The following is a 22,201-nucleotide window of genomic DNA, read 5'->3' on the forward strand; positions in this document are numbered from 1 at the left end:
GCTGCTGACGGCACAAGGAGGTACTTATGACGCATATCGACCAGAGTAAAATCAGAAATTTCTGTATCGTGGCACATATTGACCACGGTAAATCCACCCTGGCAGACAGAATTATAGAGAAAACAGGACTGCTGACCAGCAGGGAAATGCAGGCACAGGTTCTTGACAATATGGAGCTGGAACGGGAAAGAGGCATCACGATCAAGGCCCAGACCGTCAGGACCATTTATACAGCAAAGGACGGGGAAGAGTATATCTTCAACCTGATCGACACGCCAGGACATGTAGACTTTAACTACGAGGTGAGCAGGAGTCTGGCAGCCTGTGACGGTGCTATCCTTGTTGTGGATGCGGCGCAGGGAATCGAAGCACAGACCCTTGCCAATGTATATCTGGCACTGGATCATGATCTGGAGGTTTTTCCTGTTATCAACAAGATCGATCTGCCAAGTGCAGAGCCGGAGCGTGTGAAGGAGGAGATCGAGGACGTCATTGGCCTTGATGCTTCTGATGCACCGCTGATCTCTGCCAAGAACGGGATTGGGATCGATGAGGTACTGGAAGCAGTAGTGCACAAGATCCCGGCACCTACAGGCGATCCGGATGCACCGCTGAAGGCGCTGATCTTTGATTCCCTGTATGATTCCTACAAGGGAGTTATCATCTTCTGCAGGATCCGGGAAGGACGTGTGAAAAAAGGAACCAATATCCGCATGATGGCTACCGGCGCAACAGCAGAGGTAGTAGAGGTTGGCTATTTTGGGGCAGGACAGTTTATCCCCTGTGAGGAACTTAGTGCAGGCATGGTAGGCTATATCATGGCATCCATCAAAAATGTCAAGGATACCAGAGTCGGCGATACGGTTACTGATAATGACAGACCCTGCAGTGAACCGCTGCCCGGTTATAAAAAAGTAAATTCCATGGTGTACTGCGGCGTGTATCCGGCGGACAGCTCCAAATATCCGGATCTCCGGGATGCACTTGAAAAGCTGCAGCTCAATGATGCTTCCCTGAATTTTGAGCCTGAAACCTCCATTGCTCTTGGATTTGGTTTCCGATGCGGCTTCCTTGGACTTCTTCATCTGGAGATCATCCAGGAAAGACTGGAGAGAGAGTACAATCTGGATCTGGTGACCACAGCCCCCGGTGTTATCTACAAGGTGCATAAGACAGACGGGGAGGTGATCGAGCTGACCAACCCTTCCAATCTGCCGGATCCGGCATCCATTGAATATATGGAAGAGCCTATTGTTTCTGCTGAGATCATGGTAACGACTGAATTTATCGGATCCATCATGGAGCTGTGTCAGGAGAGAAGAGGCAGATATCTTGGCATGGAATATATTGAGGAGACAAGAGCACTGCTGAAATATGAGCTGCCTTTAAATGAGATCATTTATGACTTCTTTGATGCCCTGAAGTCCAGATCCAGAGGCTATGCGTCCTTTGACTATGAAATGAAGGGCTATGAGCAGTCTGATCTGGTGAAGCTGGATATTCTGATCAACAAGGAAGAGGTGGATGCCCTTTCCTTTATCGTACACAGTGACAGCGCTTATGAAAGAGGACGGAAGATGTGCGAGAAGCTGAAGGAGGAGATCCCAAGGCATCTCTTTGAAATCCCCATTCAGGCAGCAGTAGGCGGCAAGGTCATTGCAAGGGAAACAGTAAAGGCCATGCGTAAGGATGTTCTTGCCAAGTGTTATGGCGGCGATATTTCAAGAAAGAAGAAGCTCCTGGAGAAGCAGAAGGAGGGAAAGAAGCGTATGCGCCAGATCGGCAACGTGGAGATCCCTCAGAAGGCATTCATGAGCGTACTGAAGCTGGATGAAAACTAAGCGGCCATTAAGTATTTATATTCATATTCCATTCTGCGTACGGAAATGTCTTTACTGTGATTTTCTGTCAGCACCGGCATCCGGGGAAACGATGGAGGCTTATGCTTCCTGTCTTTGCCGGGAGATAGAGGCAGCAGGAAAGCTGTATCCGGATCATGAGGTGCGGACAGTATTCTTTGGCGGCGGCACACCGTCCATTCTGAAAAAGGAACGGATCTGCCAGATCATGGAAGCTCTGCGCAGAGCCTTCAGCCTGGCAGAGGATGCGGAGATCACGATAGAGGTGAATCCGGGAACTGTGGATGCAGACAAGCTGGCTGCGTATTATGCTGCCGGTATTAACAGGCTGAGCATCGGGGTGCAGTCCCTGCAGGAAAATGAGCTTCAGGCACTTGGCAGGATCCACAGTACAGAGGACTTCTTCCAGACATACAGCATGGCTATTAAATCAGGATTTAATAATATAAATGTAGATCTTATGTCTGCCATACCGGAGCAGACGCTGGAATCCTGTCAGGATACGTTAAGACAGCTCCTTTCCCTGGACAGACCGCCGTCACATATATCGGCATACAGTCTGATCATTGAGGAAGGAACGCCGTTTTACGAGAATACACCGGTATTGCCGGATGAAGAAATGGATCGGCTCTTCTATAAAATAACGAATGATATTTTAAAGGCCGCCGGATATCACAGGTATGAGATCTCCAATTATGCCAGGGAAGGCTGTGAATGCCGGCATAACCGGGTTTACTGGGAGCGGGGGGAATATCTTGGCTTTGGCATCGGGGCAGCGTCACTGATGCAGGAAACAAGATTTTCAAATATACGGGATCTGCAGACGTATCTGAAGCTCCTTTCTGGGGAAGCTGCAGATAGGCCTCTGACAGGACAGCTGACGGAACACCTCAGACAGGAGGTCAGTCATCTGACAGAGCGGGAGCAGATGGAAGAGTTTATGTTCCTTGGACTCCGCCTGACAGAAGGGGTTTCCAAAAAGCACTTCTTTAAGACCTTTGGAAAGAAATTTATGGACGTTTATCCGGGTATTTCGGAGAAGCTGATCAGGGAAGGACTTCTTGTGCAGGAAGGAGACAGATTAAAGCTTACAGAGCTCGGGCTGGATGTCAGCAACCGGGTGATGGCGGAGTTTCTGTTTGATTAAAAGACCAGGCAGTTGCAATCAGAAAGTGAAATTTGTATAATTAGTTTTGTGGAAAGGCACTGCAGCGCCTTGGAAGTCATAGAATAATAAAAATGACTTTGGGGGCGCCCTTTTTGAAAACATTCAGTCAGCCATTGACCGCTTCGGAAGAGGCCTATTATTTACGACTGTTAAAAGAGGGAAGCGGCGAAGAAGCTATGAGAGCAAGGAATATCCTGATTGAAAGGAATCTGCGCCTGGTGGCCCACATTGCCAAAAAATATCAGAATGTGGATGAGGACATGGAGGATCTGATCTCCATTGGGACGATCGGGCTGATCAAGGCAATTTCCTCCTTCGATGCCGTCAGGGGAAAGCTGAGTACCTACGCTTCACGCTGCATTGATAATGAGCTGCTTATGCTTCTCAGATCCAGAAAAAAAACGGCAAAGGAAGTTTCGCTCTATGATCCCATTGGTACAGATAAAGAAGGAAATGAAATCAATCTGCTGGACGTGATCGAACAGGAGCAGACAGATGTTACGGATCAGATGGAACTGTGTGAAAATACCGGACGGCTCCGTATTCTGCTTTCTACAGTTCTGAACGAGAGGGAAAGAGAGATCATTTATCTGAGGTATGGTCTTCTGAATGGAGAGGAAGTTACACAGCGTGAGATCGGAGAGATGCTTCATATATCCAGAAGCTATGTCTCACGAATAGAAAAACGTGCGTTATTGAAACTGAGGGAAGGGTTTGAACATGGCTACGATTAAAGAAATGCTTGCAATTGCAAAGGATGCGGGGGCATCCGATCTGCATATTACAGTAGGAGTACCGCCGAAAATGAGAGTGAACGGCCAGCTGATCACCATGGATTTTGAAAGGCTGCTGCCACCGGATACGGAAGCCCTGGCAGATGAGATCATGGATCCGGTCCAGCGGGCGAAATTCGAGGAAAAGGGAGAGCATGATATGTCTTTTTCTATTCCTGAGCTTGGAAGGTATCGTGTCAATGCCTATAAGCAGAGGGGGTCTGTGGCAATCGCCCTGAGACTGGTAGGAACAGAGGTACCTTCGCCGGAGGTCCTTGGTGTACCCGCCTCTGTCATTGACCTTTATCAGAGAAAAAGAGGACTTGTCCTGGTAACAGGCCCTACCGGAAGCGGTAAATCTACCACACTGGCGGCTATCATTGACAAGATCAACAATAACAGGGAGTGTCATGTGATCACGCTGGAAGATCCGATCGAGTATCTTCACCGTCATAAGATGTCCATGGTAAACCAGAGAGAGATCGGACTGGATTCCCAGAGCTATGCCAATGCCCTCAGGGCTGCACTCCGTGAAGATCCGGATGTCATTCTGGTAGGAGAGATGCGTGACTTTGAAACAATCAGTGTTGCCATTACGGCAGCGGAGACAGGACACCTTGTTCTGTCTACCTTACATACTATCGGGGCAGCCAGTACCGTAGACCGTGTGATCGACGTCTTCCCACCCCATCAGCAGCAACAGATCCGTGTACAGCTCGCCAATGTACTGGAAGCGGTTATTTCCCAGCAGCTGATCCCGAAAGCGGACGGCAGGGGACGTGTGGCAGCATTTGAGGTACTTCATGCCAACCATGCAGTGCGGAATCTGATCCGTGAAGGCAAATCCCACCAGCTTATGAGCGTCATGCAGACCAACCGGAAGGCAGGCATGATCGCTATGGATGAGGCCATTGCACAGCTTTATTATGAAGGCAAGATCGACAGAGAGATGGCGATCCAGTTTGCACAGGATCCTGACGGCATGGAAAATAAAATATTCTGATCCGTTGAAACCAGATACGGAAAGTGATTCTGGAAACAGGTTGTGAAAAGAACTGGATTTCCACTCTTGACAAATATTCGAAAATCAGATACAGTAAATGCAATCAATACAGTGATTACATTTACTGTATCTTTTTTATATCAAATAATACAGAAAGACTGACATGTGGCAGGCTTTTTGTATTCCTGACAGCAGAGAAGAGAACATTTTTGCAGATCTGCTGTTTCAAACCGGGATCTCCATTTCAGATCCTGAACATTTCAAATTTTCACAATCATTTTTATTCACAGAGCAGTACATCTATCTGAAGAAAAGGAGGTTTTTTTGTACAGTACAATTTTATCGGGAACGGTGCTTGGCATGGAAAGCTGTCTGGTACAGGTGGAGGTGGATCTTTCTGCGGGACTTCCGTGCTTTATCATGGTCGGGCACCTGTCGGGGGAAGTACGGGAATCCGCAGAACGTGTCAGGATCGCGCTGAAAAATAACGGGATACACCTTCCTGCCATGCATATTGCAGTGAACCTTTCACCTGCTGATGTCAGGAAGGAGGGAACGGGTTTTGATCTGCCGGTTGCCCTGGCTGTACTGACAGCAATGGAGAGGCTTACAGAGAAAGAGACAGAAGGAATGATGATCCTTGGAGAGCTTGGACTGAATGGGGAGATACGGAAGGTGCGAGGCATACTTCCCATGGTCGGGGAAGGTCTGCGGGCGGGGATCACAAGGTTTCTTGTGCCGCTTGAGAATCTGCAGGAGGCAAGGCTGATCGGAAAAGGACGGATCGCAGGTATAGGCAGTCTGACAGAAGCTGTTGAATATTTAAAAATGAGCGAAGCAGAACAGAAGGAATGGGAAAATAAATCTATCCGGGAACTTATGACAGAAAAACAGGATGATCTTCTGCAGGGAAATGAGACAGAAATGGATTTTTCGGAGGTATCTGGACAGGAAAGCGGCAAGAGAGCGGCAATGATCGCAGCAGCCGGATTTCATCATCTGCTTTTCTGCGGACCGCCGGGCTGTGGCAAAACCATGCTGGCAAGGAGGATCCCTACGATCCTGCCTCCTCTTTCGGAAGAGGAGAGACTGGAGGTTGCTTCTGTTTACAGCATAGCCGGACTTCTCGATGGAACGCGGGCATCCTCAAGAAGGCGTCCCTTTGTCAGTCCTCATCATTCCCTGACACCGCAGGCTCTTGCGGGCGGCGGTGTGCGTCCAAGCCCTGGCGTGGTCAGTCTGGCACACAGAGGGGTACTGTTTCTTGATGAATTGCCGGAGTTTTCCAGAAAGACACTGGATCTGCTCAGACAGCCACTGGAAGACAGGAAGATACAGATTACCAGAACCCGGGGGAATGTTACCTATCCTACAGAATTTATGCTGGTAGGGGCGATGAACCCCTGTCCCTGTGGCTACTTTCCGGACAGAAACAGGTGCCGCTGCACGCCGTATGAGATCCATCAGTACATTTCCCATCTTTCCGGGCCGATCCTGAACCGGATCGATCTGCAGATCCGGCTGAAGGAAACGGAATTTTCCATGCTGCGGGATCCGGAGAACAGAAAAAGAGGGGAAAGCAGTGAAGGTATGAGAAATATGGTGATGGAAGCAAGAAGCCGGCAGGACTTCCGGTACCGGGACACAGGGATAAGGTTCAATGCACAGCTTACAGCAGGAAATATCCGCAGCTTCTGTAAGCTTGGTAGAAAGGAAGAACAGGTACTGGAACAGATTTATACTTCCATGAAGCTGGGAGCAAGAGCCTGCCATAAGCTGCTGAAGGTGGCAAGAACAATTGCGGATCTTGCAGGCAGTGAGATCGTGAGGAAGGAGGATCTTCTGGAGGCAGCCTGCTACTGTCAGGGACAGGAGTGAAAAGGAATTAATACATATGAAAATAACGAAGAAGGAGGAGCCATATCTTTTCTGGCTCCACAATATACCGGAGCTTTCGGAAAAAGCGGCTGTGCTTTTGCTGGAGAACTGTGAAAGCCCGTCACAGATCTACCAGATGAGCAGGCAGGAGCTGAAGGAAAAGCTGATAGGCTGGGGCTGGCGGGATAAGGTGGCAGAAAGAAAGGCCGAGGCTTTTGAGCAGTTTCGGAAGGAGTGGAAGCTGGAACAGGCCTTTGAGGAGCTGCAGAAGAAACAGATCCGTATGATCACGGTTTTTCACAGGGAGTATCCAAGGAGGCTGTTTGCCATGGCAAGCCCGCCCATGGCACTTTACTGCATGGGAGAACTGCCGAGGGAAAGGGACTGTACGGTAGCGGTGATCGGTGCCAGAGACTGTTCTGAATATGGAAGCTATGCGGCTAGTGCATTTGGGGAACGGCTGGGAAGGGCTGGAATCCGGGTAGTCAGCGGCATGGCGAGAGGGATTGATGGTATTGCACAGAAGGCGGCACTTGATGGCGGTGGAAGAACCTATGCTGTACTTGGGTGCGGCGCAGATGTCTGCTATCCGGCGTCCCAACGGGGACTTTATGACAGGATCTGTGTACAGGGCGGTGTGATTTCCCCTTTTGTACCGGGAACACCGCCGAAAAAGCAGCTTTTTCCTTACAGGAACAGCATTGTGGCAGGTCTTTCAGATGCAGTCCTTGTGATAGAGGCCAGACAGAAAAGTGGTACCTTTATTACGGTAGATATGGCACTGGAACAGGGAAAGGATGTGTATGCAGTGCCGGGGAGACTGACTGACCGCCTCAGCGATGGCTGCAATCTTCTGATCCGGCAGGGCTGTGGTTTGGTACTGTCTCCGGAAGATCTGATCGCAGAGCTTGTGATGCTGAAAAACAGGGGGAATGGCAGTGACAGGACAAAAGACCTGCAGAAGAAACGAAGGCGGCAGGAGCAGGATAAGCAGATCAGCGGACAAATGAGCCTTGAACTGTCAGCGGAGGATGGGATACTGGGACTTCTTGATCTGGAACCAAAGTCAGCGGATGCCCTGTATGAGTCAGCAAGGCAAAAGGGAATGAAGCTGACCATGCAGGAACTGCTGACAGAGCTGATTGGCCTGTGCATAGAAGGAAAAGCCAGACAGGTATCCGGCAACTGGTTTGCCAGAGCAGTTGCGTATTCTGACTGAGATGGTATAATAGGGAAGAACATGGATTTACAGGAAAAAGTACAAAGAGTACAGAAATTTCGTCTGATAGACGATGTATTTTTTGAAGTGTTTGCAAAAGATATTCCGGCCTGTCAGGAAATTTTAAGGACAATACTGGAAGACGTAAACCTGACAGTACAGGACGTTATCGTACAGAGCAGTGAACGGAATCTGTATGGCAGATCAGTGAGACTAGATGCACTTTGTACCCTTGGAAGTGGTATAAGATGTAATATTGAAGTACAACGAATGGATAATGATGATCATCTGAAAAGGGCAAGGTTTAATGCATCCAGCATAACGGTCAGAGAGTCACAGACGGGAGAAAAGTATAAGGGTGTTGTTACTTTATATATCGTGTATATTTCAGAATTTGACTTTCTGAAAGAAGGACTGACGGTGTATCATGTTGACAAGACCATCCGGGAGACTGGAACAACAGTTGATGATGGACTGCATGAAATATTTGTCAATACAGCAGTTGATGATGGGAGCAATATTGCAGAATTGATGAAATGCTTTAAAGCGGAAATGGTTTCTAGCACTGCATTTCCGGCGGTGACAAGAAGATTTCAGGAACTGAAAAGCGAAAGGGGTGTATCAACTATGTGTAAAATAATGGAAGAGTGCCTTGAGGAAGAAAGAACTCGTGAAAGAATCAGTGCGATACAACGGTTGATAAAAAAAGGATTTGACAAGTCACTTATTCTGGAACTTGAGTATTCGGAAGATGAGTACAAGGAAGCAGAAAGCAAACTGATGACGTTGGTGTAGAGACAGCTCCTGCTTCATCTCCATGATTGCAGAAACTGTTCAGAAACGGTATAATAAGCAAAGTAAGAACAAAAGAAAAGACAGACAGGGGTATAGGTAGGTATGGCATTGTTTGGAAAAAGAGTACGAATCGGAGATCTGCTGCTTTCACAGGGGATGATCACACAGCAGCAGCTTGATACCGCACTCTCGGAGCAGAAGATCAGAAAGACGAAGCTTGGGGAAACACTGATCGCACTTGGATATGTGTCGCAGAAGGATTTTGCTGATGTCCTGAGCAGGCAGCTTGGCGTAGAATCAGTAGACCTCCGGAAGGAGGGATTGCAGGATGCTGCGATCCGTCTGGTGCCGGAGGATATCATGAAGAAATATGAACTGGTACCCTTTGCCATAGATGAGAATAATTCCAATATCCTTAAGATTGCCATGTCGGATCCCATGTATCTGCCGGCGATTGATGATGTCAGCCTGATCACAGGTATGGAGGTTGTGCCTTATTTTGCACCGACCGCCCAGATCGCCATGCAGATTGACCGTATGTTTGGTAAGAAGCAGGCGATGGAGGCTGCAGCCCAGTATCAGCTGGAGCATGCGGATGAACTGAGAGAGGAAGAAGAGAGTGCATCCAACGCAGAAGTAGACAATGCACCGATTGTAAAGATCGTAAGGACTATGCTGGAGCAGGCGATCCGTCAGGGAGCCAGTGATATCCATATTGAACCACTGGAGAGAAACCTGCGGATCCGTTACCGTATTGACGGTGCCCTGCGTGAAGTGATGGATTACAACACCACACTCCTGCCGGCTATGGTAGCCAGGGTCAAGATCATGTCAGGACTTGATATTTCCGAGAAGAGAAAGCCACAGGACGGCCGGCTGACCCTGCAGGTAGATAACCGGGAATATGATGTCCGTGTTTCCGTGCTTCCTACTGTATTTGGAGAAAAGACGGTTATGCGTCTTACCGCCAAGGATGGTCTTTCCAGAGAAAAGAAATATCTCGGCCTTACACCGGAGGATGAGGAAAGACTGGATGGTATCCTGAAAAATCCTCATGGAATCATTCTGGTAACGGGACCTACCGGAAGTGGTAAATCAACGACCTGTTATACTGTTCTGAGCGAACTGAACCGTGAAGAGGTTAATATTATCACCGTAGAAGATCCTGTGGAAGCCAATGTGGATGGTGTAAACCAGGTGCAGGTAAATGTCAAGGCAGACCTGACCTTTGCCAATGCCCTGCGTTCCATTCTCCGTCAGGATCCGGATATCATAATGATCGGAGAAATCCGAGACGGAGAAACAGCCGGCATCGCCGTTAAGGCTTCCATTACCGGACACCTTGTTATTTCCACACTGCATACAAATTCAACAGCAGCATCCATTACCCGTCTGATCGATATGGGTGTGGAGCCCTACCTGATCGGTGATTCTGTGGTGGGTATTATTGCACAGCGTCTGGTTAGAAAGCTCTGTCCAAAGTGCCGCAAGGCAAGAGAGGCTACAGATCAGGAAAAGAAGCTTCTGATGGTGCCTGCAAGCATGCCTCAGACGGTATATGAACCGGTAGGCTGTGAAGACTGTGGAGGCATTGGTTACAGAGGACGTACTGCGATCTATGAGATCATGCCGGTTACTGCAAAGCTCCGTAACCGGATCCATGATAAAGTGACAGCAGATGAACTGCAGGAAATTGCTGTTTCCGAAGGAATGAGTACACTTCGTATGGCAGCAGCCAAAAAAGTCAAAGAAGGTATTACAAGCTGTGCTGAAATGATCAAGGTTGCCTATGATTATGAAGCAGATTAAAGAGAAAAGGACAGGGGAGCAGAAGCAAAATGGCTGAATTTCAGTACCGGGTGATCACCCCGGAAGGAAAAGAAAAAAAGGGCACCATGGAGGGGAAAAGTATAGAGCAGGTTACCGGTGTCCTGAAAGCACAAAAAAATGTTATCTTAAGTGTATCGGAAGCCAGTCTGATGAACAGAGATATCAATTTTTCTCTGGGAGGCAGGGTAAGTGCCAGGGATTACAGTATTTTCTGCCGGCAGTTTGTCAGTATCATCAGTGCCGGTGTCAGCATCATCAATGCGCTGGAAATGATGAGGGATCAGACTGAAAACAGAACGCTGAAAAAAGCTCTGGGTGAAGTATATGAAGATGTGTCAAAGGGTGAATCCATGGCAGGAGCCATGAAGAAGCATTCCAAGGTATTTCCAAGCATGCTCTGCAATATGGTAGAGGCAGGAGAGGCTTCCGGAAGCATGGAGGTTGCCTTTGAGCGTATGGCGGTACAGTTCGAAAAAGAAAACAAACTGAAACAGTCAGTAAAAAAAGCCATGATCTACCCGATTGTACTGTTAGTAGTTATGGTTGGCGTTCTTTTCCTTATGATGATCTGGGTTATCCCGAATTTCATGGGAATGTTTGCGGAGCTGGATACAGAGCTGCCACCGATCACGCAGGCAGTTGTAAATATGAGTGATTTTGTAATAGCCAAATGGTGGCTGATCCTTTTGGTAGTGGCAGCAGCGATTGCTTTATTTAAGGCTTATGCGGCAAGCCCGTCGGGTAAATTTGTACTTGGCGGCATTGCACTGAAAATCCCCGTTTTTGGAAAGCTCCAGACAAAGAGTGAGTGTGCCAGACTGGGAAGAACCTTATGTACACTGCTTGGTGCCGGAGTGCCAATGATGGATGCGATCGAGATCACAGGAAGATCCATGGAAAATGTCCACTATAAAAAGGCCATGATGGATGCCAAAGATCAGGTTATGAGAGGTATGGCACTGTCAAGACCACTAAAGACCTGTGGACTTTTTCCTCCGATGGTAGTACATATGGTATCTATTGGTGAAGAAACCGGTAATATTGAAACCATGCTGGAAAATGTAGCCAATTACTACGAAGATGATGTACAGGTGGCCACAGAGCAGGTTATGGCACTGATGGAGCCCATGATCATTGTTGTCATGGCAATCGTAGTAGGTGTCCTGATCATGGCGATCATGCAGCCTATGCTTACCTTATATGAATCGATCGGTTAAGCCGTCAGGCGTTCCGGATACTGTGTGACCAGGGAGGGAAAATGGAGACTTTTTATTATGAAGTAGTCAGTATAGATGGTGACTATGCCAATTTGAAACGTACCGATATTGAAAGTGATGAGCTGAAGCTGGTGGCAAGGGCACTGCTTCCACCTGAGATCCAGGAGGGCAGCAGGCTTAAGTATGAGTGGCTCAGCTATCAGATGATCTGAAATTAGAAATAAAACATAACAAACAGATAGAATAAACGAAATAACGTTTATTGACAAATGAAAACTTCTATGATATTTTGAAATCAAAGCATAGAAGTTTTCTTTTTTTACAGCTTGTTTTAATGACATTTGTAAAGGATGTCAGAGACGGTTTCATGCTGATGCTGGAAACAGGCTGGTCTACAGGGAATCTTCCCTTCTGAATGATCTGTCAGAAATCAGAAAAGTCCGTGCTTTTATTCCAAACATGAAAAGCAGAGGATCCTGTCTGATACTGATGGACTGTATATTTTTGAAGGACAGTCCTGCATCCATTTTATACCTGGTGGATCTTCTGGAGAAAAGGAGGAGATCTATGGGGAAGGATGCAATATGTATGGAGGAATTCCTGCAGGATAAGGAGCGGTTTGCAGATCTTTTTAACGGGAGCCTGTTTCTGGGAAAGCGGGTGATACTTCCGGAGGAGCTGCTGTCAGCCTCTGAAAAATATGCAGAGCAGAGAGAAAAAGAAAGTCCCCTGCAGAAGAAAAGAAGAGAACGGGATGTGAAGATGTATTTATCCTGCGGCACACAGCTCCGGATCCTGGCAGTGGAAGCACAGAAATATGTGGATTACAGCATGCCGGTGCGCTGTATGAACTATGATGCACAGGAATATATGAAGCAGCTCCGGGAGCTTCAGCAGAAGAACAGCAGGCTGATCCTGGAAAAGAAGGTAATGCCGACTACGGCAGAAAGACTTTGCAGGGTGATGAAAACAGACCGTCTGCATCCGGTTTATACCATGTGCCTGTATTATGGAAGGGAGCCATGGGATGGACCGAGAGATCTCTGGCATATGATGAACTTTGAAGCTGCAGGGAGAGGACGTGAGGACAGTCTGCTGTTCAGGGATTATCCGATGTGGCTTGTCTGTGTCAATGAACAGACAGATCTGAGCCACTATCATACGGATATCAGGGAAGTGTTTCAGATCCTGAACTGTCGTGGAAACAAACAGGGAATTCTGAATCTGCTGCAGGATAAAGCCTATGGAAACCTGACGGAAGAAACATGGGAGACGATAGCGACACTGACAGACTGGCCGGAACTATTAAAGAAAAAGAAGAGGTATCAGAAAACGGAAGAGGAAGGAGAAGGATACGATATGGACAGTGCATGGAAAGAGATACTGGCAGACGAGAGAGCCAGAGGGAGAGAGGAAGGAAGAGAAGAAGGAAGAGAAGAAGGAAAGACCTCAATAATCCAAAATATGATCAACCGGAATTTTTCGGATAAAGATATCAGGGCAGCAGTGGAGTGCAGACAGAAAACAATCGACGAGATAAGAGAGAAAAATGCCTGCCGGGCGGAGAGATAAGCCGGGAGTACTGGATCAGATATAAGAAGCCTATGGAAACCTGACGGAAGAAACATGGGAGACGATAGCGACACTGACAGACTGGCCGGAACTATTAAAGAAAAAGAAGAGGTATCAGAAAACGGAAGAGGAAGGAGAAGGATACGATATGGACAGTGCATGGAAAGAGATACTGGCAGACGAGAGAGCCAGAGGGAGAGAAGAAGGAAAGACCTTAATAATCCAGAATATGATCAACCGGAATTTTACAGATAAAGATATCAGGGCAGCAGTGAAGTGCAGACAGAAAACAATCGATGAGGTAAGAGAGAAAAATGCCTGCCAGGCAGCGAGATAAGCCGGGAGCACTGGATCAGATATAAGAAAGCCTATGGAAACCTGACGGAAGAAACATGGGAGACGATAGTGACACTGACAGACTGGCCGGAACTATTAAAGAAAAAGAAGAGGTATCAGAAAACGGAAGAGGAAGGAGAAGGATACGATATGGACAGTGCATGGAAAGAGATACTGGCAGACGAGAGAGCCAGAGGGAGAGAAGAAGGAAAGACCTCAATAATCCAGAATATGATCAACCGGAATTTTACGGATAAAGATATCAGGGCAGCAGTGAAGTGCAGACAGAAAACAATCGACGAGATAAGGGAAAAAATGCCTGTAAAATAGCAGAATAGGAAAAATGATACAGCAGAATGTAAAAAAATCGAAGAAAATGCTAAATCAATCTGTACATTATGACGATAAAGTGATAGAATGAAAAAGAATTAAGCGGAATTATGCGATAAATAACATGTTCTGCTAAAAAGGAAAAAGGAGAGATAGTTGTTATGAAGAAACAAAAGAGTATGGGAAACAAGGGATTTTCCTTAGTGGAGCTGATTATTGTAATTGCCATTATGGCAATTTTGGTTGGTGTATTGGCACCCCAGTTACTGAAGTATGTTGAGAGAAGTAGAGTTTCAGCTGACACACAGGTAGCAGATACAGTAAGAACAGCAATCGTTACAGCCATGCTTGATCCTACAGTAGATGATGGAAGTGCTCCTTCAACAATGAGTACTGCAGAAGATATTACATCAATTGATACAAGTAAGAAGTTTGGTGCATTAGTAGAAGAAATTATGGGTGACACAGCAGCTAATGTTGAAGCAAAACTGAAATCCAAGGCATATAAGGGTCAGGGAATTAAGTATCAGGTAACCAGCAATAGTGCTGTTACAGTTTCAATTCCCACAGCAGATGCGTCAGTGGCAGCTAATCTGGAAATTAAGTAATAAATGGTAATGATCAACCTAATCTTATTTCTCATGGTGTTCCTTTTCGGGATCACCATTGGAAGCTTTTTGAATGTATGTATATACAGGATTCCAAGGAAAGAAGATATCGTTTTAGAACGTTCCCACTGCATGAGCTGTGGGAACGTTTTGAAGTGGTATGAGCTGATCCCGGTGATCAGCTTCCTGATACAGGGTGGGAAATGCAGAAGCTGTAAGACAAAGCTTTCCCTGCAGTATCCGCTTATTGAACTGGCAAACGGACTGATTTATATCTGGATCTTTGCTGTAAAGGGTTTTGAACTGGAAAGTGTACTGTTTTGTGCATGTGCATCTACTCTGATAGTGATCAGCATGATCGATTTCAGAACCTACGAGATACCTTTTGGATGTAATCTGGTTATTCTGGCTCTTGGTGCTGTCCGGCTTATATTAGACCTGCCACATTGGTATAGCTATGTGATAGGTTTTTTTACTGTCAGTGGGATTTTTATGATTATTTACTGGATCACCAGAGGCAATGGAATCGGCGGCGGTGATATCAAGCTGATGGCGGCAGCAGGACTTCTGCTTGGGTGGAAGGAGATCCTGCTTGCACTGGTGATCGGATCCGTAGCAGGATCTGTCATTCATTTGATATTGATGAAGGTACAGAAAAAAGACAGAGTGCTGGCATTTGGACCATATCTTGCACTGGGAATTTTCTTTGCAATGTTATATGGGAATGCTATAATAACATGGTACTTACGTCTGTTTTTTTAGAACAAAGACGGGAAATGATGGACGGTTGAATGCCCGGATGCCCGTAAAGATATTTATATGTAGGAGAAACAGCTCAAAACACAGAAGAAGGGAGAAGAGTTATTCATGGGAAATATACTCTCCGTATTAATAGAAAACAGTGATATGAGGATCTGCGAAATTGCCAAAAGCGGTGCTGCGATCACTGTGAAAAATGCTTTTCAGGTGGAGCTGCCATCCGGCACAGTAGATGATGGTGTTATTGTAGACGTGGAAGCTGTCGCAAAGGTACTGTATGCTGCACTGAAGAATAATAACATTAAACGTGGAAAGATCGCTTTTGTCATTACTTCAAGAAAAATCGCAAATAAGGAAGTAATCCTTCCTTATGTAAAGAGCGAAGCCAAGATTGAAGAAATGATCAAAGCTAACATAGAAGACTACTTCCCGATGAATAATCTGGAAGATTATATTATCCGGCATACGGTACTGGAAACGGTAGAGAATGCCGAAGGAAAGAATAATAACATTCTGGTAACAGCGGTGCAGAAGCAGATGGTAGAGGAATATTACCGCCTGGCTTCCATGCTGAAAATGCCGGTGGAAACAGTCGATTATTATAATAACTCTCTGTACCAGCTTCTGAGAAAGCAGCTGACGCAGGGTGTTGTACTGGCTATCCAGATGGACGAAAATGCAACCATGGTCAGCATCATGCGGGACAAGGTGCAGCTTTTCAAAAGATCCATACCTTATGGAAAGCAGACTATTATCAGAAACCTGGCTGAATTTAAGAGCATAGACGAGGAAGAGGCAGAAGCGATTCTGTCAGATCCAAGAAAACTGGGTCAGGAGCTGACACCGGAGGAATACAGTGAAGTGATCCGCGATTTCTCATCTTCCGTAACAAGAATGGCAGAATTCCATACCAGCAGGAATCCTGGTACTGTGATCGAACAGATCCGGCTGATGGGAACCGGAATCAATCTGATCGGCTTTACTGAGATCCTTGGCAAGGAGCTGGGACTTGAGGTAGTGACCATCAAGGAGCTGAATGGGGTAAAGATTGCCAAGAAGAATCTGCACGGACTGAATTATGAGCTGCTGGCTGACTATCTGCCGCTTCTTGGAAGCATGATGCAGTCCCTGAATTTAAAGGCAGGGGAACAGAAGAAAGGTACGGACTGGCATAGGATCGCTTACCTGCTGATCGCAGTTGCACTGCTTGCCAATGCAGCCATGGCTGGATTCTTTATCTGGCAATACTTTACTATGAAGGAAGTAAAGGCTAATCTGGAAACACAGATCGCAGCAGAAGAACCGGCAGAGGCAGTCTATAATGCATATAATAACGCACAGTCGGATTATACACAGATAAAAGAATATTATGACAGTACGAAGAACAGTAATGAGATGTTGTATACGATGATTCTTGATCTGGAAGAGGTGATGCCGGAAAGCGTCGGAATTACAAACCTGACTGCAGAAAATGGAGCGGTAGATATTACTGGTGTTGCAGGAGGGAAAAGCGCACTGAGCAAGTTTGTGATTGAACTGAAGAAGCTTTCCTATGTATCCAATGTAAGGGTGGAAAATGTAGCAGATACGTATGATGAATTTGGAAATAGTACATCTGCTTATAATCTTAACCTTCAATTGAATTTTCCTGAGGAAAATAGTGAGGAAGTGACGGAAGAGGAAAATACAGAACAAAGTACAGGGGAGGACAGTGAGTCATGAAACTAACGGAAAAGGATAAAAACCTGTTATTGATTCTTGCTGTAATTGCAGCTTTTTGTCTGCCTCTTGTATTGCTGGTACAGCCGGCAATGAATAAATGTGAAGCTCTTACGCGTGAGATCAGTGAACTGCAGAGCAGAAAAAGCTACCTGGATCAGATTGTAGCAGCAGGCAGTACTTATCAGGAGGAAGCCGAAAATATTGCAGTGAAAAAAGAAGAGCTGATGAACCGTTTCCCTTCAGATATTCCGCAGGAAGCCAGTCTGCTTTTTATGGATAATACAGAGAAAAAATTACCGATCTCATTATATCAGGTGGGATTTGGTGAAGATGTAGCAATGCAGATGACATCGGCGCCAACGCAGGAAGCAATTGATCAGGTAGAGGCAGATACTGGGGATGTGACGGATGATTCTGTCTATGCAGATACAACCAGTCAGACAGCAGTTACGTCGGGACTGACCGGAATATCAACAAGTACAGATTTTTCATATACGGCTGGATATGAGGAATTCAAAGAGTTCCTGGATTATATAGAGAATTATAATGACAGAATGGTTATTACCTCACTTACAGCAAGCTATGCAATGGATATGAATCAGGTAAACGGTAATTTTACACTGATCCAGTATGCATTAAAGGGAGAAGACCGGAATCCTGTCAGCTTTTTGGAACCTGAGATGATTCAGGGAACCAATAATATATTTACGCAGGCAAGCGGGGTGTTTAATGAGGAAACTAATCAGAGTGCTCAGTTTTTCCTGATGCTGAATCAGCCGGACGCAGATGATGAAGCCTTTATCATGGGGCAGATGTCAGATGTGGCAGAGAAAACCTATCTTGTAAATGATGAAAACAAATTACAGAAGGCTGCGATCGAATTTGAAGGTACGGATGGCGAGTATACAGCATATTACAGCGTGGGAAAAGAGAAAACAGTAAAAGAAGGAATTCCTTTTACTGCAGATGGACAGATCGGATTTGAAATTTTAAGTTCTGAAAGGGCAGATGATAAGGACAAGGTATCTGTTCAGGTAGATATTGTTAACAACACAGATACGATCGTATATCTTTCTGTACAGAATGATGATGAAGAAAATCCCAGAGTAACGATCAAGGGAAAGACGGGGGATATTTTTACAAAGTAGCAAGAGATAAAAGGAAGCGATTCCATGAAGGCAATGAAATTTAACAGCAGAAATGGTAAAAACGCAAATGAGGGCTTTAGCTTGGTTGAAGTCCTTGTTTGCGTTGCTATTATTTCTATTATCAGTATCCCTATTCTTCAGGGAATGAGAACAGCAGCGACACTGAATTTCAAAGCAAATAAAACCCAGAAGGCTACTGCATATGCACAGGAGGAAATCGAAAAGATCAAAGCACTGACAGTTCAGCAGTACACGGACAAAATGAGTGCGGAGGGAGTAGCAAGGACAGACATTGTCAATGGAGATCTGTTCCCGGACGTTTATAATAATGCAGAAAGCATTAAGGCGGCATTCAGTGGTACAGTTGATGCAGAGAAACAGAAGGAACTCTTTACGCCCTTTTATTTCCAGAAGGATGATGTGACGATATCTGGCAGGACATATACCATGAGGACAATTTTTGAGCCTGCTGTGTACAGTCAGGAAAATGCAGCGGGAATGGCATCAGATATAAATGTATCAGCACTGGTGAACGTGACGGATGCAGATGCGTCCAGATATCCTGTGATCTCAGATGAAATCAACAGCTATGAGGCTGCTTCCGGCTCAGTCAGTGCAGTAGTAAGGAATCTTCAGAACCGATTGTCTGCCAAAGGGATTTCCATGACTGCAGATGAGATCAGCAGGCAGATTGAGAAAGACATTAATATAGAAATTAAAACAGATGATTCCGGCAGTGCCACGATCAGTGTGAACTGTGATGTAACGTACCGGTGCGGCGGAGAAGAACTGAATTACAGAGTATATACGGGAACCTATCCGTATTCCCCGACGAAAAGTGAAAAAAATGCTGATTCTTCCATTTCAGAGGAATGCGGTGAAGGAAGCGGAGGAAATGTATTTATTTTTGCCAGAGCTTTTCAGCCGGAGGGAATTACACCAACAACATCAGAGCATTGCAAAAATACGATTACAATTACTGGTGGCGGGACGGAGAATATGCCTGTAAATGTATACCTGATCAGAGGATATACGAAAAATGGTAAAAACAAGACGGATTACAATTTTGATGAGATTACAGTATTTGGCATCAGTTATTTCAGCAGTGAATCTTATTATAAAAATGGCGAAGTTGAAAATGGAGATGTCGGCACATTTTATACTAATATCAAAAGCAATCTGTGGGATAGAAGCGGGGAAATTGATGATGAGTCTTCAGAATTGGAGAAGCTGATCGGCAAAGGGAATTATGAAGCACGCTGTTATAAGATAACGGTGGAACTATTGGATGAGGATGGAAAAGCTGCAGTCAGGGTAGAGTCTACCAAGATAGAGAAGAAATAGGAAATCTGATAAAGACAAGGGGATTGTTAATGTCGGGATATGGCGTGATAGTTAAAGAAAAAAGTAAAGGTAAGTACCGGAAAAATGACGGCTCAACATTGATCACAGTACTGGTTGGAGTCAGCTTTATGGTGGTATTGGCATCAATTATTCTGTCAGTCAGCTTTTCCAATCTGAAGATGAAGCAGCTGGAGTATCGGAATAAAAGAAACTTTTATGAGGATGAACAGGTGCTGGATGATGTGTATAACGGACTTGGAAGAGATATTTCAGAATATCTGGCCAAGGCGTATAACGATACCCTTGCTATGGTAACGATGGCAGACGGGACTTCACAATATGGAAGTCAGACAGCAGCTTATCAGCAGTTTGTAAACCTGTTTGGGGGCAGGCTGGAAAGTAAATTCGGAGCTGATGGGGAGCACAGGGACGAAACCCTTGCTATTCTGCAAAGCTATCTGACGGTAGCTGCAACAGGGCAGAATGCGGATGGCAGTACGGCAAAGCAGGCAGAGGTATTGGATTATATACAGACGAAAGTGGAAAATGACGCTGCTGGCAGCATGGCAAGATATACTTTTGAAGGTGTGACAGTCAGGTACCGGGAAGTGGCAAGTAATGCAACAACGGGGTTTGAAGCAACCGTGACGACAGATATCGTGGTTGAGGTGCCTTATATCAGCTTTTTTCAGGATTATTCCAGAGTACTTGATTATGTTCTGATTGGAAATCAGGGTATTTACTTCAAAAATGCGGATGCAAGGATTGAAGGAAATGTTTATGCCGGAACGGATTCCAAAGATAAGAATGCTGCGTATCAGGGATATCATTATTCTGAAGGCAAGGTATATGATGGCATGAACCTTTATCAAAGTAAGATTACCTTTGCAAATACCAATTATGTGATCACGAAAGGAGATCTGAACCTGTGCGAGTCAGATCTGACGATATCTTCTCCAAGTGGGAAAAAAGCGGTTACAAATCTGTGGGCGGAAAATATCAGAACAGTTGAAAATAATCATCCCGGAGCACTGGTAACAGGAAAAGATGCACCTGCAAGTACAAGTACATTATCAGCAGATGCTAATTTCTATCTTGCTGACGATCTGGAACTGAATGCAAGAGGGAGCTCAGCATCTCTTCGTGGCAATTATTATGGTTACAATAATAATAAAATTGTCAGTGGTGTGAATTCTGCTTATGAGACATCAGGGAAAAGTGAGATTCGTGATCAATATAAGAGAGATTCAGAAGGCAATGGTGCAGCGCATGCCAGTAGCTCATCAATTATCCTGAATGCCAATGATACAACCTTAGATCTGACCGGACTTGACAGCCTTATTGTTACAGGGCTTGCTTATGTGGATCTCAAAGATCCGGAAGCTTCCTATGCAGATACAGAAGGCACAGGAGATAAGCTGGATGAGTATCAGACGGGAGAATCCTTGGCGCTTCGCTATAATCAGCTTTTATATCTGGCACCACAGGAAATTCTGTATGAAACCAATCCGGTGGAGGGACAGACGAAAAACGCAGGTGCAGCAGATTATATTAATGTGAAAGAGGCGTGCCCACCAGTGGGGGATGAAAAATCAAAGCTGACAGAATGGTTTGGAAGTGGAGAACTCAATTCTGCTGATCCCGTTACGGCAGTGGAATATAAGGTGAATGGAAAGAATTATGTTTATTTTTACCTGAATTTCCAAAGTGAATCAAATAAAGCCAAATATGTGGAAGAGGTCATGAAGGCTACAGAGCCTGTAGAAACTTCGGCAGAATATACAAAAGAAAGACAGAAGTGGGAATTAAAACAGAGTGTTTTAAAAAGAGCAGAAAAAACAGGAATTGAATCTGACATTCAGATCGATGGCAGTGGCTGCAAGATCTATACTAAGGGTGCAGTGACAAGTACAACAGATGGAAGTGTTATAGATAATACGGCTCCGAAACCGGAAGTATATACAGAAAGCCTGAATATGGCAAAGCATTTTGTATATTTCACGAAAAGGCTGGATCCGGCAGAGGCGTATGGGATGGTAGACGATACGCTGGTTCTGGATAGCCTGAATTCTGATATTTCAGCGAAAGGATTATCGGAAGCAGAATTACCGGCAGGTTATTTTATTAAATTTGATAATATCGTGAATGATAAAGACAGAAAATTGAAAGGATATGATATTAAAATTAGAACAATTAATGGTTCTGATCCTTCTAAAATTGATGGCAATGTTAAAGGGATTATCATCTGTAAAGGTGATGTTATCATTAACGGCAGCGTAGAGGGTCTTGTCATTGCCGGTGGAAAGATCACGGTATCTACTTCGGGAACGATTAAGGCAAACAGGGGAATTGTACAGGCGATTCTGGAGGCTGAGCAGAAAGAGCTTTCCGGGATCAAAGAGGATAAGGTAGACAGAGATTTTCTTGCAGGCTATGCAAGCTATTACTTCAGGCAGGCACAGGAAAAAGATACCCTTGTAAGCGATAAAAACCATAAATATAATGATACATCACAGCGGATAACCAGTACGGAGTATACGGATTTTATGTATTATGAGAACTGGCAAAAGGGAGAAAGACACTGATCAAATTTTCGGGAAACAGATGATGGAACTTAGGCAATGGACAAAACAACAGAAT

The 22,201-nt window shown here is 45.4% G+C and carries 19 protein-coding genes; all 19 read left to right on the forward strand.

The window, feature by feature from the left end; genetic code table 11:
• The first annotated feature begins 26 nt into the window (after window positions 1–26).
• The gene (gene lepA / locus WJQ40_RS12645; RefSeq protein WP_262573523.1) at window positions 27–1,841 is read left to right on the forward strand and encodes a translation elongation factor 4; all 1,815 of its coding nucleotides are present in this window, start codon (window positions 27–29) and stop codon (window positions 1,839–1,841) included.
• Window positions 1,831–3,006 (forward strand): radical SAM family heme chaperone HemW, encoded by a 1,176-nt coding sequence (hemW, locus tag WJQ40_RS12650; RefSeq protein WP_337540636.1) that lies wholly within the window; start codon window positions 1,831–1,833, stop codon window positions 3,004–3,006. Before lepA ends, hemW begins: the two co-directional genes overlap by 11 nt.
• A 113-nt stretch (window positions 3,007–3,119) precedes the next feature.
• Window positions 3,120–3,761 carry an RNA polymerase sporulation sigma factor SigK gene (sigK, locus tag WJQ40_RS12655; protein WP_118797579.1) on the forward strand — a complete coding sequence of 214 codons (642 nt, stop codon included), beginning with the start codon at window positions 3,120–3,122 and terminating at the stop codon, window positions 3,759–3,761.
• Window positions 3,748–4,803, forward strand: coding sequence for a type IV pilus twitching motility protein PilT (locus tag WJQ40_RS12660; protein WP_262573516.1), 1,056 nt, complete (start codon window positions 3,748–3,750; stop codon window positions 4,801–4,803). Before sigK ends, WJQ40_RS12660 begins: the two co-directional genes overlap by 14 nt.
• A gap of 324 nt (window positions 4,804–5,127) precedes the next feature.
• Entirely contained in the window at window positions 5,128–6,681 is a 1,554-nt protein-coding gene (locus tag WJQ40_RS12665) for a YifB family Mg chelatase-like AAA ATPase (RefSeq protein ID WP_337540638.1), read from the forward strand.
• Window positions 6,682–6,697: 16 nt separating this feature from the next.
• Window positions 6,698–7,900, forward strand: a complete 1,203-nt coding sequence (dprA, locus tag WJQ40_RS12670; protein WP_337540640.1) for a DNA-processing protein DprA — start codon at window positions 6,698–6,700, stop codon at window positions 7,898–7,900.
• 21 nt (window positions 7,901–7,921) lie between these two features.
• Complete coding sequence (locus tag WJQ40_RS12675) at window positions 7,922–8,695, forward strand: PD-(D/E)XK nuclease family transposase (protein WP_337540642.1); 774 nt, start codon at window positions 7,922–7,924, stop codon at window positions 8,693–8,695.
• 102 nt (window positions 8,696–8,797) lie between these two features.
• Window positions 8,798–10,504, forward strand: coding sequence for an ATPase, T2SS/T4P/T4SS family (locus WJQ40_RS12680; protein WP_337540644.1), 1,707 nt, complete (start codon window positions 8,798–8,800; stop codon window positions 10,502–10,504).
• 29 nt (window positions 10,505–10,533) lie between these two features.
• The gene (locus tag WJQ40_RS12685; protein WP_337540648.1) at window positions 10,534–11,742 is read left to right on the forward strand and encodes a type II secretion system F family protein; all 1,209 of its coding nucleotides are present in this window, start codon (window positions 10,534–10,536) and stop codon (window positions 11,740–11,742) included.
• Between the two features lie 41 nt (window positions 11,743–11,783).
• A complete protein-coding gene (locus WJQ40_RS12690) occupies window positions 11,784–11,954 on the forward strand; it encodes a chorismate--pyruvate lyase (protein WP_337403689.1) in 171 nt (56 codons plus the stop codon).
• Between the two features lie 355 nt (window positions 11,955–12,309).
• The gene (locus WJQ40_RS12695) at window positions 12,310–13,314 is read left to right on the forward strand and encodes a hypothetical protein (RefSeq protein ID WP_337540649.1); all 1,005 of its coding nucleotides are present in this window, start codon (window positions 12,310–12,312) and stop codon (window positions 13,312–13,314) included.
• Between the two features lie 148 nt (window positions 13,315–13,462).
• Entirely contained in the window at window positions 13,463–13,651 is a 189-nt protein-coding gene (locus WJQ40_RS12700) for a hypothetical protein (RefSeq protein WP_337540651.1), read from the forward strand.
• Window positions 13,652–13,719: 68 nt separating this feature from the next.
• Entirely contained in the window at window positions 13,720–13,980 is a 261-nt protein-coding gene (locus tag WJQ40_RS12705) for a hypothetical protein (RefSeq protein WP_337540653.1), read from the forward strand.
• A 161-nt stretch (window positions 13,981–14,141) separates the two neighbouring features.
• Complete coding sequence (locus tag WJQ40_RS12710) at window positions 14,142–14,588, forward strand: type II secretion system protein (RefSeq protein WP_337540655.1); 447 nt, start codon at window positions 14,142–14,144, stop codon at window positions 14,586–14,588.
• 3 nt (window positions 14,589–14,591) lie between these two features.
• Window positions 14,592–15,350, forward strand: a complete 759-nt coding sequence (locus tag WJQ40_RS12715) for a prepilin peptidase (RefSeq protein ID WP_337540656.1) — start codon at window positions 14,592–14,594, stop codon at window positions 15,348–15,350.
• 105 nt (window positions 15,351–15,455) lie between these two features.
• A complete protein-coding gene (gene pilM, locus WJQ40_RS12720; RefSeq protein WP_337540657.1) occupies window positions 15,456–17,069 on the forward strand; it encodes a pilus assembly protein PilM in 1,614 nt (537 codons plus the stop codon).
• Entirely contained in the window at window positions 17,066–18,217 is a 1,152-nt protein-coding gene (locus WJQ40_RS12725) for a hypothetical protein (RefSeq protein ID WP_337540659.1), read from the forward strand. Before pilM ends, WJQ40_RS12725 begins: the two co-directional genes overlap by 4 nt.
• A 24-nt stretch (window positions 18,218–18,241) precedes the next feature.
• Complete coding sequence (locus tag WJQ40_RS12730) at window positions 18,242–19,561, forward strand: prepilin-type N-terminal cleavage/methylation domain-containing protein (protein ID WP_337540661.1); 1,320 nt, start codon at window positions 18,242–18,244, stop codon at window positions 19,559–19,561.
• Between the two features lie 44 nt (window positions 19,562–19,605).
• Window positions 19,606–22,146 carry a polymer-forming cytoskeletal protein gene (locus WJQ40_RS12735; protein ID WP_337540663.1) on the forward strand — a complete coding sequence of 847 codons (2,541 nt, stop codon included), beginning with the start codon at window positions 19,606–19,608 and terminating at the stop codon, window positions 22,144–22,146.
• Window positions 22,147–22,201: the final 55 nt, after the last annotated feature.

It is taken from the genome of Suilimivivens sp., assembly GCF_037359455.1.
Taxonomy (GTDB): Bacteria; Bacillota; Clostridia; order Lachnospirales; family Lachnospiraceae; genus Suilimivivens; species Suilimivivens aceti.